Source organism: Streptomyces sp. NBC_01485 (assembly GCF_036227125.1).
Classification (GTDB): Bacteria; Actinomycetota; Actinomycetes; order Streptomycetales; family Streptomycetaceae; genus Streptomyces.
Genome location: NZ_CP109435.1, coordinates 3,497,533 through 3,509,716 on the forward strand (window position 1 = coordinate 3,497,533; position 12,184 = coordinate 3,509,716).

11 protein-coding genes and 1 tRNA gene are annotated in these 12,184 nt (G+C 74.1%); 8 read left to right on the forward strand and 4 right to left on the reverse strand.

Going from position 1 to position 12,184, the window contains the following annotated elements:
* Positions 1-43: 43 nt before the first annotated feature.
* Both OG352_RS16000 and OG352_RS16005 read right to left on the reverse strand, forming a co-directional pair.
* On the reverse strand, positions 44-913 hold the full coding sequence (locus OG352_RS16000; RefSeq protein ID WP_329217670.1) for a spermidine synthase: 870 nt from the start codon (positions 911-913) through the stop codon (positions 44-46).
* Positions 914-1,035: 122 nt separating this feature from the next.
* A complete protein-coding gene (locus tag OG352_RS16005) occupies positions 1,036-1,425 on the reverse strand; it encodes a hypothetical protein (RefSeq protein ID WP_329217671.1) in 390 nt (129 codons plus the stop codon).
* A 256-nt stretch (positions 1,426-1,681) separates the two neighbouring features.
* Between OG352_RS16005 and OG352_RS16010 the strand changes: the two genes are divergently transcribed.
* Positions 1,682-3,163 (forward strand): hypothetical protein, encoded by a 1,482-nt coding sequence (locus OG352_RS16010; protein WP_329217673.1) that lies wholly within the window; start codon positions 1,682-1,684, stop codon positions 3,161-3,163.
* Positions 3,164-3,215: 52 nt separating this feature from the next.
* Here the strand turns inward: OG352_RS16010 and OG352_RS16015 are convergent, their stop codons facing one another.
* A complete protein-coding gene (locus OG352_RS16015; RefSeq protein WP_329217674.1) occupies positions 3,216-3,809 on the reverse strand; it encodes a histidine phosphatase family protein in 594 nt (197 codons plus the stop codon).
* Between the two features lie 234 nt (positions 3,810-4,043).
* On the opposite strand from OG352_RS16015, the gene OG352_RS16020 reads away from it, so the two are divergent.
* From OG352_RS16020 to OG352_RS16050, 7 genes are all read left to right on the forward strand, one after another.
* Entirely contained in the window at positions 4,044-4,997 is a 954-nt protein-coding gene (locus OG352_RS16020; RefSeq protein WP_329217676.1) for a phosphatase PAP2 family protein, read from the forward strand.
* Positions 4,948-6,069, forward strand: coding sequence for a hypothetical protein (locus tag OG352_RS16025; protein WP_329223845.1), 1,122 nt, complete (start codon positions 4,948-4,950; stop codon positions 6,067-6,069). Before OG352_RS16020 ends, OG352_RS16025 begins: the two co-directional genes overlap by 50 nt.
* Positions 6,060-7,706, forward strand: a complete 1,647-nt coding sequence (locus tag OG352_RS16030) for a hypothetical protein (RefSeq protein ID WP_329217678.1) — start codon at positions 6,060-6,062, stop codon at positions 7,704-7,706. The genes OG352_RS16025 and OG352_RS16030 overlap by 10 nt, the downstream gene beginning before the upstream one ends.
* A gap of 184 nt (positions 7,707-7,890) precedes the next feature.
* A complete protein-coding gene (locus OG352_RS16035) occupies positions 7,891-9,243 on the forward strand; it encodes an AAA domain-containing protein (protein WP_329217679.1) in 1,353 nt (450 codons plus the stop codon).
* A 289-nt stretch (positions 9,244-9,532) separates the two neighbouring features.
* Positions 9,533-9,901: a hypothetical protein gene (locus OG352_RS16040; protein WP_329217681.1), complete on the forward strand. Its 369-nt coding sequence runs from the start codon at positions 9,533-9,535 to the stop codon at positions 9,899-9,901.
* A 180-nt stretch (positions 9,902-10,081) separates the two neighbouring features.
* Positions 10,082-10,669, forward strand: a complete 588-nt coding sequence (locus OG352_RS16045) for a bifunctional DNA primase/polymerase (RefSeq protein WP_329217682.1) — start codon at positions 10,082-10,084, stop codon at positions 10,667-10,669.
* Positions 10,660-10,733 (forward strand) — tRNA-Lys (locus tag OG352_RS16050). The genes OG352_RS16045 and OG352_RS16050 overlap by 10 nt, the downstream gene beginning before the upstream one ends.
* 51 nt (positions 10,734-10,784) lie before the next feature.
* Here OG352_RS16050 and OG352_RS16055 read toward each other — a convergent pair.
* Complete coding sequence (locus OG352_RS16055; protein ID WP_329217684.1) at positions 10,785-12,119, reverse strand: M6 family metalloprotease domain-containing protein; 1,335 nt, start codon at positions 12,117-12,119, stop codon at positions 10,785-10,787.
* Positions 12,120-12,184 lie beyond the last annotated feature (65 nt).

The window sequence follows — 12,184 nt, forward strand, 5'->3', positions numbered from 1 at the left end:
CGGCACGCCGTGGGGGCGTGCCGCGCCCCGCAGTCTTCCGCGGCTAGCGGAACACCGACGGCGGCGGGGCCGGGGACGCCACCGCTGACGCGTCCGTGACCGGTGTCGCGCCGCCGGTGGAGTCGGTGAGGGCGCGGCCGTGTTCGACCCGGCCGGGGTGCGGGTCGGAGGCGGCCCGGCGGGTCAGTTCGGCGATCGGCAGGGGCAGGTCGGAGGCGACGAGTACGGCGTTGCCGAACCGTCTGCCCCGCAGCACGGTCGGGTCGGCGACCAGCGCGAGTTCCGGGAAGCGGGCGGCGGCGGTGGCGATCTGGCCGCGCAGGTGGGCGAGCGGCGGGCCGTCGGCGAGGTTGGCGGCGTAGCGCCCGCCGGGCTTCAGCGCCCTGCGGACCTCGTCGAGGAACTCGGTCGAGGTGAGGTGGGCGGGGGTGCGGGCGCCGCTGAACACGTCGGCTATGACGAGGTCGGCCCACCCGTCGGGCACCTTGGCGAGCCCCTCGCGCGCGTCGAGCGACCTGACCCTGATCCGCGCGCCCGGGTCCAACGGCAGCTCCCGGCGCACCAGTTGGACGAGGGCGGCGTCCCGTTCGACGACCTGCTGGGTGGAGCGGGGGCGGGTGGCGGCGACGTAGCGCGCGAGGGTGAAGGCGCCGCCGCCGAGGTGCACGGCGTGCAGGGGTCTGCCGGGCGGTGCGGTGAGGTCGATGACGTGGCCGAGGCGCCGCTGGTACTCGAAGGAGAGGTAGGCGGGGTCGTCCAGGTCGACGTGCGACTGGGGGGCTTCGTCGATGAGCAGCGTCCAGGCCCGCGCGCGGTCCCGGTCGGGTACGAGCCGGGCGAGTCCGCCGTCGACGGTCTCGACGACGGCGGCTTCGGCGTCCCGCTCGCGCCGGGTGTTCCTGGACTTTGCCATGCCCGCATTTTCGCAGGCCCCGAGCGCTCCCCGCGCGCCCGGCCGGCTGCCTGCGCACTCGGTCGGCCGCCTGTGCGCTCGGGCCGGCTCCTCGCGCACCGAGCCGCCGCCCGCCCGCGGCCTCAGCGGCAGCTGTCCGCCGCCTCGATCAGGCGGGCCGCCTCGCCCAACGCCCGCCGCAGCACCGCCGGATCCGTCGCGAGGTCCGCCTCGCCGGGGGGCACCAGCCAGTCCGAGCCCTCGACCGGGGGCTCGGGGGCGAGTCTCAGTCCGCGGCTGTCGGTCTCCGTGCAGGTGCTGCCCGGTACGTTCCAGGCCGCCGCCGTCCCGGCCGGCACCACGAAGCCGAGTGTGCCGCAGTCGTCGTCGTGCAGGACGGGCCCCACTCCGTCCCGGGCCGGCCCCCGCCGCAGGATGTCCACCGCCTCCAGCCCCTGACGGGTGGGCACCGTCACTAGGTCGCACGCCGCCACCGACGGCATACAAAGATCGTTGCTCTGGCTGGTCTCCATCCCGGCCTCCACCGCGCAGCCCGCCTGTACTCCGCAAGGCTCAACGCGGCACGGCGTCAAGGGCTACGGCGGAAGTCCGCCGCAAAGGATGGCAGTTCATGGCAGATCGCGGATGAGATATCCGGTTTGTAGCCAAACACCGCGTGACGACCCGGCCACAGCAGGTACGTTCTTGCCCGCCGGGAACAAGGGTGCCACACGGACAACTCACCCCAAATCCGGCATGGTTCGACGGTTCGCACGAGAGGACCCGGCCATGGCGTCGTCAACAGTGCCCCCACTTCGGCCCGACCGGCCGGCCCGGCCTAACCTCGCCTTCCGGCAGGTGCGCGGACGGCGCTCGCCGGCCGAGTTCGCCGCGCTCGTACGGCGGGCCGCGCGCGAGATCGGCGAGCGGGTCAGCTGTGACGCGCGCTACATCGGGCGGGTCGAGGCGGGGGAGATCCGCTGCCCCAACTACGCGTACGAACGGGTGTTCCTGCACATGTTCCCCGGCCGCACGCTCACCGACCTGGGGTTCGCGCCCCGAGCGTCCGTTCGCGGACGGGGAGCGCGCACCGCCGAGGACGCGCCGTGCGCGCCCACCACGGAACCGGCACGCACCACAAGTGACGGCCGGGACCCGGGTGAGACGGGTGAGACAAGTGAGACGGGCGGAACGCACGAGCCGTATGACACGCAGGACCCGTACGACACGCACCACCACGACCACGAGGAGAGCGACGTGCTGCGTCGCGCATTCATGACCGGCGGAGGCGCCACGATGGCCGCCGCCACACTGGGCCCCTTCACACTCGCCCGAGAAACGTCGGCGGCGGCACAACCCGTGCGCCGCGCGGGGACGACCGAGGCGGGCGCCCTCGAAGAAGCGGTCCGCAGAATCCGGCTGCTGGACGACCGGCACGGGGCCGACGGCCTCTACCGGCGCGCGGCCGCTCCGCTGCGCGCCGCCTTTGCGCTGCTGGACGCCGGGACGACCCGCCAGACGACCGCCGACCGGCTGCACTCCGGCGCCGGGGAGCTCGCCATCTCGGTGGGCTGGCTGGCCCACGACTCGGGCCGGTTCGACGACGCTCGCTCACACTACGCGGAGGCCCTCGCGACCGCGCGGATGAACGGGGACGAGGCGCTGGAGGCGCACGCGTTCTGCAACACGGCGTTCCTCGCGCGGGACGCGGGCCGCCCCCGCGAGGCCGTCCGCGCCGCCCAGGCCGCCCAGCGCGTCGGCCGCCCGCTGGGCTCGCCCCGACTGATGTCGCTGCTCGCGCTGCGCGAGGCGGGCGGCTGGGCGGGGCTCGCCGACCGCACCGGCTGCGAGCAGGCCCTCGTCCGCGCGCAGGCCCTCTACGAGCGGGGGTCCTGCGACAACGACCCCGAGTGGATGAGCTTCTACGGCGCGGCCGAACTGGAGGGGCTCAAGGCGCAGTGCTGGTCGACGCTGGGCGACTGGCCGCGCGCGGCCCGGCACGCGGGGCGGGCGGCGGACCTCCAGGACCCGCACTTCACCCGGAACATCGCGCTGTACACGGCCCAACTGGCGGACGACCTCGCGCGCGGGGGCCGTCCCGACGAGGCGGCGGTGGCCGGGATGCGGGTCCTGGACCTGCTGGGCCAGGTCCAGTCGTCCCGGATCCAGACGATGCTGGCCGGCACGGCACGCGTCCTGCTGCCGCACCGGCGGGCGGGAGGAGTGTCGACGTTCCTGGAGCGGCACGCCTCCACACCGCGGACGGTGTGAGCCCACGGGTTCCTCGGACCGCACGGACACGCCCTGCGCGAGGTGCCCGTGCCTACGCGAGGTGCCCCAGGTCGTTCCAGCTCTCGATCGCCGGCTCGCCGTAGGCCCAGCCCAGGACCGACAGGGACGTCGGGTTCAGGCGGATGCGGGCCGCGAAGTCCAGCGGCAGGCCCAGCCAGCGGGCCCCTATGGAGCGAAGGATGTGCCCGTGGGCGAAGACCAGTACGTCCCGGTCTGCCGCGCGGGCCCAGGCGACGACCTCGTCCGCGCGGGCGGTCACCTCGGCGAGGGTCTCGCCCTCGGGGACGCCGTCGCGCCAGATGAGCCAGCCGGGCCGGACGGCCTGGATCTCGGCGGGGGTCAGGCCCTCGTAGGCGCCGTAGTGCCACTCCATGAGGGTGTCCCAGGGCGTGGCCCGGTCGCCGAAGCCGGCGAGTTCGCACGTCTCACGCGCGCGTGCCAGCGGGCTGGTGCGTATCTCGACGTCCGTCAGACCGTCGAACGGCGCCCGGCGCAGCCGCTCGCCGAGCAGCTCGGCGCCCCGGCGACCCTCCTCCAGGAGGGGCACATCGGTCCTGCCCGTGTGCTTGCCGGACAGCGACCACTGCGTCTGTCCGTGCCGGGCCAGCAGGATGCGCGGTGCCATGGGGGGCCTTTCCGGGGAAACCCTGGGAGCGATCAGGGGAAATTCGGGGGCGGATCCCCTCCATCATCGCTCACCCTTGAAAGGGGCAACCCGGGGGGCGATCCCTGCGTCTTTGAGATCCGGGGCGGCCATAAGAGGCGCGTACATACGCCGTAAAGTGGCACGTCCCGCGCCACCGGGCGCCGCAGCGACCAGACAGCGACGAGACAGCGACACGAAGGGGGAGGCGATCGGATGCCGCAGACCGAGACACCAGGCACCGAGGCGGTCCCGCGGACACGGCTGCGCTGGTGGACCGAGCTGCCCCTCATCCTGCTGGTGTACGCCTGCTACTCGGCGGGCCGGCTGCTCGCGCGGGGCGACGTCACGACCGCCGTCGACCACGGCCTGGCGATCCTGCGCATCGAGAAGTTCCTGCACATCAACGCCGAACACCCGCTGAACCGGCTGTTCCGGAGCCAGGCGTGGATCGGCGTGCCCGCCGACTTCTGGTACGCGTCGCTGCACTACCTGGTGACGCCCGCGATCCTGGTCTGGCTGTTCCGCTCCCGGACCCTGCACTACCGGGCGGCCCGCACCTGGCTGATGGCGTCCACCTTCATCGGCCTCATCGGCTTCACCCTGCTGCCCACCTGCCCGCCCCGGCTGCTGTCGGCGGGCCACGGCTTCGTGGACACGATGGCCCAGTACAGCTCGTACGGCTGGTGGGGCGGCGAGGCGAGCGCGCCGCGCGGCATGGGCGGCATGACCAACCAGTACGCGGCGATGCCGAGTCTGCACGTCGGCTGGGCCCTGTGGTGCGGCGTCATGCTGTGGCGGCACGGCGGCACACGCCTGGCGAAGACGGCGGCCGTCGTCTACCCGCTGGTGACGACGATCGTGGTGATGGGCACCGCCAACCACTACTTCCTCGACGCGGTCGCGGGCGCGGCCGTGATGGGCGTCGGGCTGCTGCTGGCCCCGTTGGTGATGCGCGGCGCGGACCGGGCGCGGGTGTGGTTCACGGCCCGTGTCCCGCTGCTCCCGGCGGACTCTCCCGGCGCATCGGACCCGATTGTCAGTGGCGGATGCCAGACTTCCCCGGGTGAGCGAATTCCACGGCAGCGCGAGTCACGGCTTCGGCCCGGAGCCGAGCCGGGTGCCTCTCCCTCGGACGCGGGGGACGGCGCTCCGGCAGCGGCTCGCTGACCTGCGCGGCCCAGACGTACCGGCCAAGGCGCTGGACGCCCGCGCCCTCGCGGCGCTTGCCGCGAACCCGGGCTGCAAGCGGCGCGCCATCCTCGACGGCGCCGGGGTCGACAAGGCGGCGCTGGCCGGTGCGCTGGGCTCGCCGTCGGCGTTCGGGCAGTCGCAGTTCGCCCTCACGCGCGGCAACGCGTTCGAGGCGAAGGTGAAGGCGGACGGCGGCGCGGAACTGCTCCGGCTGGTGCACGAGCGGCTGGACCCGGGCGCCGCAGCGCCCACCCGGGCGGCCGTGCCCGACCTGTCGGCGATCGGCCCCGAGGGCCGCACCGCGCGCACGGCGCTGGCGCTGCGCGAGGCAACCGCGGCGAGCGGCACGTGGACGCTCCTGGACCACCCGATGATCGCGCTCGACGTCGCGGGCTCCCCCGCCTTCCTGGAGCCGGACGCGGTGGTGGTGCACCCGGACGGCGGCTGGACGGTCGTGGAGATCAAGTCCTTCCCGATGCTGGACGGTTCGGCGGACCCGGCGAAGGTCGGCGCCGCCGCCCGCCAGGCCGCCGTCTACGTGCTGGCCCTCGAACAGGTCGCCGCCCGCCTCGACCCGGCCCCGCGCGTGCGCCACCGCGTGCTCCTGATCTGCCCCAAGGACTTCTCCAACCTGCCCACCGCCTCCGCCGTGGACGTACGCAAGCAGCGCGCCGTCACCAGCCGCCAACTGGCCCGCCTCACCCGCGTCCAGGACATCGCCGACGCCCTCCCCGAGGGCACCTGCTTCTCCCCCGAGCTGCCCGCCGAGCAGCTCACAGCCGCCGTCGAGGCCGTCCCGGCGATGTACGCGCCCGAATGCCTGGCCGCCTGCGAGCTGGCCTTCCACTGCCGCGAGCGCTCCCGCGCGGGCGGCGCGGTCACCTCGCTGGGCCGGTCCGTGCGCGCCGAACTGGGCGGGCTGACGACCGTGGAGGACGTCCTCGCGGCGGCGCACGGCGAGGCCGGGGACCCGGCGGATCCCGCGGTGGCGGCCCTGCGCAGGGCCGCGCTGCTGCGCGCCGAAGCCCTGGGGGCGATGTGTCACTGATCGCCACCCTCGCCCGTCTGGAGGCCGTCAGCACCGGCCACGCCCAGCCCACCGCCACCGTCCGCCACCGGCACCTCTCCGCACGGCCACTGGTCCTCGTGCCGCTGACCACCGCCGGTGAGGCCGGCGCCCCCCTGGGCGCGCTGGTCGGCACCGACCGGGACACGCCGCGCCTGCTCGTCGTGGCGCAGCCGCGCGACCGCGACCTCAGGTTCGCGTTCCTCGCCGAACTGGCCGACGTCGTCCTGCCCTACATCGACGGCTACGCCGACGCCGTGGAGGCCGCCGAGCGCAGCGAGACCGACCCGGAGACCGGCAAACGCGTCAAGGTCGAGGTCGAACTGTGCGCGGACGCACCCCAGTTGATCGTGCCGAGCCGCGCGGGCGTCGACTTCGTACGCCTCCTGGGCCGCTCCATGCGCTTCCGGCGTACGGCGGAGCAGGACCCGGAGACACCGCATCCCGCGCCCCCGCGCGTGCCGCTGCTCGGGCGATGGCTGACGCACTTCGGGGAGCGGTCCCGGGTGCCGGGCTCGTCGCTGCTGCTGGCCCTGACGGAGGTGCTGGGCCGGCACTGGGCGACCGGGCAGTCCAGCCTGGAGGACCAGCACCTGGGCGCGCTGCTCGCCTGGCTCGCCCCGCCGGCCGGCGAGGCGGGCGCGCAAGCGGCGCTGCGCGCGGAGCTGGCGCGGGACGCCGAGGGGCAGTTGCTGTGTCCGCCGGCCGGTCCGGCGACCGACCCGGCGTTCGACAACAAGCTGCTCGCCCCGGCCATCGAGCGCTACGACCGCGCGCGGACCGCCCTGGCCGCCGCCGAGGACGGCCTGCAGGCCGACGACCGGCTGGGCGCGCTCACCGCCGCCGAGCGGGAGATCCACGAACTGGTGCGCAGCCGCACTCTCCCCACCTGGCAGAAGGTGTGGGACGGCCTGGACCTGCTGCGGGCGCTGCCCGAGGGCGCGCACGTCGAGGAGCGGTGGACGCGCGACCGCTGGTCGTTCACCGGCCACCGCGACCGGGTCGTCGCCGGCGAGCCCCCGCAGCCGCGCCGGGACGACGCGGTCACCGCCGCCAGCAAGCTCGCCACGCGTGAGCGCGAACAGGCCCGACTGGAGGCCCAGGAGGCGCTGGACGATCCGCTGGTGATGGCGGGGCGGCGGCTGGCCGGGGAGGCGTTCGCGGGGGAGGTCGTCGACGTCGTCATGGCGTACAGCGAGGGCAAGCGGCCGAGCCCGCGCCCGCTGGTCACCGTGCGGACGGACGACCGGCCGCGGCTCGGGGAGCGGGCGAGGGTGTTCCGGTCGCTGGGCGGGAAGCCGCAGGCGGCGGAGTTCGTGCGGCGGGACGGCGAAGAGGGCGAGGAGGCTGCGGACGGCGAGCAGGGCGACGGGGGTGGGGGTGGAGGGCTGCTGGTGCTGCGGATCGTCGACAAGATGGGCCGCGGCAAGGAGCCCGAGGCGGGGTCCGTGCCCGAGAAGGGCGACCGGCTGTGCTTCACGCTCTTCGAACACGAACAGCGCGGCGGCGCGAAGCTGCCCGACCCGGAGGACACGCCGTGGACGCACGGCGGGCCGCCGGGTGAGGCGGCCGCCGTGCCAGAAGTCGCCGACCCAGTGACCCAGGAGGACGTCCTTTGAACCCTCCCCCTCGCGAACGAGGAGGATTCCTGGCTCACGCCGCTCGGTCGCTCCGCGAGCGCCCCAGTCTTACGCGATCAGCACCAGCCGGGTTGGAACCAGCCCGGTTTCCCCAGAGGTTGGAGTTGTTGTACCGGCTTGGTTCTCGCTCAGCACGCCACCGACACCACCATCTGCTACGAGGATGACACTACCGGTGACCAATCATGCCGCCTTCGACCCCGGCGCCGCCGCCGGCCGGGCCACCGACGCGATCCTGCGCGACACCCTGCACGGCACCGCGCGCGGGGTGGTCGTCGACTCCCCGCCCGGCGCCGGGAAGTCCACGCTCGTCGTCCGCGCGGCGCTCGAACTCGCCGACGCGGGGCGCTCGTTGATGGTGGTAGCGCAGACCAACGCGCAGGTCGACGATCTGGTCGTACGGCTCGCCGAGAAGAACCCCGAGCTGCCGGTGGGCCGGCTGCACAGCAGCGACGCCGACCCGTACGACAAGGCGCTGGACGAGCTGCCGAACGTCAGGAAGTCGGCGAAGACGGCGGAGCTGGCCGGACTGCCGGTGGTGATCTCCACCGCCGCCAAGTGGGCGCATGTGAAGGTCGACGAGCCGTGGCGGCACGCGATCGTGGACGAGGCGTACCAGATGCGGTCGGACGGGCTGCTGGCCGTGGCCGGACTGTTCGAGCGGGCGCTGTTCGTGGGCGACCCGGGGCAGCTCGACCCGTTCTCGATCGTGGGCGGCGAGCAGTGGGCGGGCCTGTCGTACGACCCGTCGGCCTCGGCGGTGAGCACGCTGCTCGCGCACAACCCCGAGCTGCCGCAGCACCGCCTGCCGGTGTCCTGGCGGCTCCCGGCGTCGGCGGCGCCCCTGGTGTCGGACGCCTTCTACCCGTTCACGCCGTTCCGCAGCGGCACCGGCCACGGCGACCGCCGTCTGTCCTTCGCGGTGCCCTCGGACGGCTCGGGCGCCGACCGGGTGATCGACGAGGCCGCGGAGTCGGGCTGGGGCCTGCTGGAGCTGCCCGCCCGGCACACCCCGCGCACCGACCCGGAGGCGGTACGGGCGGTCGCGACGGTCGTCCGGCGCCTGCTGGACCGCGGCGGCGCGGCCACCTCGGAGCGCTCCCCGGCCCCGACGCCCCTGACCCCCGACCGGGTCGCCGTCGGCACGGCCCACCGCGACCAGGCGGCGGCGGTACGGGCGGCACTGGCCGAGCTGGGCGTCTCCGGCGTGACGGTGGACACGGCGAACCGGCTCCAGGGCATGGAGTTCGACGTCACGGTGATCCTGCACCCGCTCTCCGGCCGCCCCGACGCCACCGCCTTCCACCTGGAGACGGGCCGCCTGTGCGTCCTCACCTCCCGCCACCGGCACGCGTGCGTGGTGGTCTGCCGCGCAGGCGTGACCGACCTCCTGGACGACTACCCGTCGACAGAACCGATCCAGCTCGGCACCCTCGTCAAGTTCCCGGACGGCTGGGAGGCGAACCATGCGGTGCTGGCGCATCTGGCGGAACACCGGGTGGTCTGGCGTCCCTGACCGCCCCTCCGGCACCTGTCTGGCGAACGATCAGCGCGACGCCGCCCGATCCGCCGGACGGAGTCCGGCACGCCGCCGGAGGCGGCCGATGGTTACAGCCCCGGACGGCTGGGAGGCGAACCATGCGGTGCTGGCGCATCTGGCGGAACACCGGGTGGCCTGGAAGCCCTGATGTGCCGGGAACATCGTGTGGCCGGGAAGCCTTGTAGGTGCGGGGCCCCGGGCCTCTTGCGCCGCCGGGGGACAATGGAAGGCGGTCCGCATCCGAACCGTACGAGGAGGCCGAGACATGGCGGAGCCCACGCCGCGCCGGAACGAACCGCGGCTACGCCCCGCGCCCCTGCTGTTCGAGCCCGCCGAGGCGGCCGGTGATCCGGAGCACTTCTTCGACCTGGAGTCGATAGACGATCCGGGCGCGCTGCTGAGCCGGGCGACGGAGCTGGCGCTCGCTTTCCGGGCGGCGGCCGACCGGGCGGTGGAGTTCCAGGCCATGGCGGCGGCGCAGCTCGCCGATCCGCGCCGCTTCGACCGGCTGACGTCGGCGGACATCGCCGAGCGGGCCGAGTGGACCGAGGACTACGCGAAGAAGATGGTCGAGTTCGGCCGGGATCTGCTGCGGGGCGACGCCGAGGGGCGGGGGCACGCCGACCCCGGGTAGGGACGGGCGGCCGTACGGACAAGCGGCCGTCCGGACAAGCGGCGGTACGGACGAGTGGCCGTCCGGACAAGTGGCGGTTGGCATATGCCGGGTGGGCAAGATACCCGTTCCGGTCGGGTCTCGTACCCGTTTCCCGCAACCCTGTGAATTCGGCCGCTCACTGCCGGTAGACCTGACGGTATGAGCAGCGCATGCGACGAAACCATCGGTGTCACCCCGGACGGCGCCGCCTGGCTGGCCTCCGCCGGGACGTATCCGCGCAGCACGCTCGCCCTCTGGGAGGAGCGGCCGCACGCCCCGGTGGTCCTGCCCTGCGGGTCGGTGTTCGACATCGTCAGCGCGCCGGCGATGTTCGGGCGGCTGATGCTGGACCGGCTGTGGGGCGAGGGGCCGGGCTCCGGTCCGGTGGCCGCGTTCCGGGGGCGGACGCTGCTGTTCTCGGCGCCGGGGACGGCCCAGCGGCTGCCCTCGCTGCTGGAGTGGGAGGAGTGGAGCGCCGACGGCCGCCGGGACGGCCGGGCCGCCACCGTGCCGCCGCTGCTGTGCCACGGCACCGGGGACGCGGTGACCGTGCCCGCGCTCGCCCCGGCGCTGGAAGGTGCTTCGACGCGCTGGGTGGTCGCCCCGGACACCCGTCACCCGTGGCTTCCGGGGCCGGAGATCCTGCTGTGGGCGGCCGTCCGGGCGGCCCGTGCGGCCGTGCGGATTTCGATTTCTCCTCCCCAGGATCAGGATGCTAAGGTCTACGACGTCACCAAGCGCCGCTAGCTCAGTTGGTTAGAGCAGCTGACTCTTAATCAGCGGGTCCGGGGTTCGAGTCCCTGGCGGCGCACAGACGGCAAGGCCCCTCGCATCAGCGAGGGGCCTTTTGCGTACCCCTTGATCACCCGTGCCCGACTCGACCACCCGCCCTCGGCGTGATCGTCACCGTCCACTCCCCCGACACCGTGCGCCCCTCCACGTCCACCCGCACCCCATCTCCGCCCCCGCCCCCGTCCCCATCTCCGCTCCCCGGCACCGTGAAGCTCTCGCCGAGGGCGACCGGGGCGTCCGCGAGGGGTGGGTAGACGGAGTTCTCCCAGCAGGCCTCGGTGCGCGGGTGGGCGTCGATCACCTCGACCGGGCCGCGGCCGGAGCGGGCGCCGCTGCTGACGCGGTAGACGAGGATGCCGGCGCGGCAGGCCGCGTGGTCGTCGCCCACCGGGCCGCGCGCCTCGAAGGCGAGCACGCTGTCGGGGCCGGTGCGCACCACCGCGAGCTTGACGCCGTGGCCGAGCCCGAAGGCCGGCGCCCCGAAGGCGCGGGCGACCGGCACGCCCGGTCCGGCGCCGAGCGGTTCCAGGGTCAGCCGAGTCGGACCGGGTCCCCGTACGCACGCCACCTGGCGGGGTTGCAGCCAGCCCAGCTTCCACTTGTGCCAGGCGAACAGGTCGGGGGCGAGTCCGAACTGGCTGCCCATCAGGTCCCAGTCGCCGACGTAGGTGTCCCAGTCGCCCTTGCCGTCGGCGGGGCGGTGGTAGAGGTCGGGCAGGTCGAAGACGTGGCCGGTCTCGTGGGCGAGGACGAGACGGTCCGGGGGATGCTTCTCGAAGACCGTGACGATCCGGCGGATGTCCGTGCCGTCGGCCCGCAGCGGGGTGTCCAGGTTGACGACCTTCGTCGCGTCCGAGTCGACGCCGGGCGCGTCCGGGTCGGCGACGAAGTAGACGACGTCGTAGCGGGAGAAGTCGACCTGGGGGTCGGTGGCGGTAAGCGCGTCGTGCAGGTAGGCGGCGCGGTTCTCGGGCTTCCAGTCGCGCTGTATGGCGTACGCGGTGGACGGCTTCGGCATGCGGATCCAGTGCTTCAGCGGATGTGGGCGCAGGGTGAACCTGCCGTAGGACGCCTGGCGGAAGAAGCGGCTGGTGGCGGGGAAGTGGTCGGCGGCCAGTTCGGCGGGGGTGGTCCGGGGGGCCGCGTCCGGGAAGGACAGGAAGATCATCACCGCGTCGAGGGAGCGGGCCGGACGGGGGTAGGCGGCGTTCCAGGTGTCCAGGCCCTCGGAGTGGTGGGCGGCGGTGCGGGTCAGGGCGCAGGGGGCGACGGCGAAGGGTTCGGCGACCGAGGGGCCGCCGATCAGGCAGTTCGCGGCGAGTGCCGAGAGGGTGGTGCCCACGGCGGCGGTACTGCGCAGTCGGGGGCGCTGGAGCAGGCGCGGACGTCGCGGCAGTCGCGGCACTTCAGACCTCCGGGGGCGGTTCACGGGACACCGCCACCCAGCCTGTGTGAATTTGTCGTACTACG

Bases quoted from the DNA above. Each gene is read 5' to 3' on its own strand.
- OG352_RS16000 (WP_329217670.1), bottom strand. From the start codon at position 913: ATGGCAAAGTCCAGGAACACCCGGCGCGAGCGGGACGCCGAAGCCGCC.
- OG352_RS16005 (WP_329217671.1), bottom strand. From the start codon at position 1,425: ATGGAGACCAGCCAGAGCAACGATCTTTGTATGCCGTCGGTGGCGGCG.
- OG352_RS16010 (WP_329217673.1), top strand. From the start codon at position 1,682: ATGGCGTCGTCAACAGTGCCCCCACTTCGGCCCGACCGGCCGGCCCGG.
- OG352_RS16015 (WP_329217674.1), bottom strand. From the start codon at position 3,809: ATGGCACCGCGCATCCTGCTGGCCCGGCACGGACAGACGCAGTGGTCG.
- OG352_RS16020 (WP_329217676.1), top strand. From the start codon at position 4,044: ATGCCGCAGACCGAGACACCAGGCACCGAGGCGGTCCCGCGGACACGG.
- OG352_RS16035 (WP_329217679.1), top strand. From the start codon at position 7,891: ATGACACTACCGGTGACCAATCATGCCGCCTTCGACCCCGGCGCCGCC.
- OG352_RS16040 (WP_329217681.1), top strand. From the start codon at position 9,533: ATGGCGGAGCCCACGCCGCGCCGGAACGAACCGCGGCTACGCCCCGCG.
- OG352_RS16045 (WP_329217682.1), top strand. From the start codon at position 10,082: ATGAGCAGCGCATGCGACGAAACCATCGGTGTCACCCCGGACGGCGCC.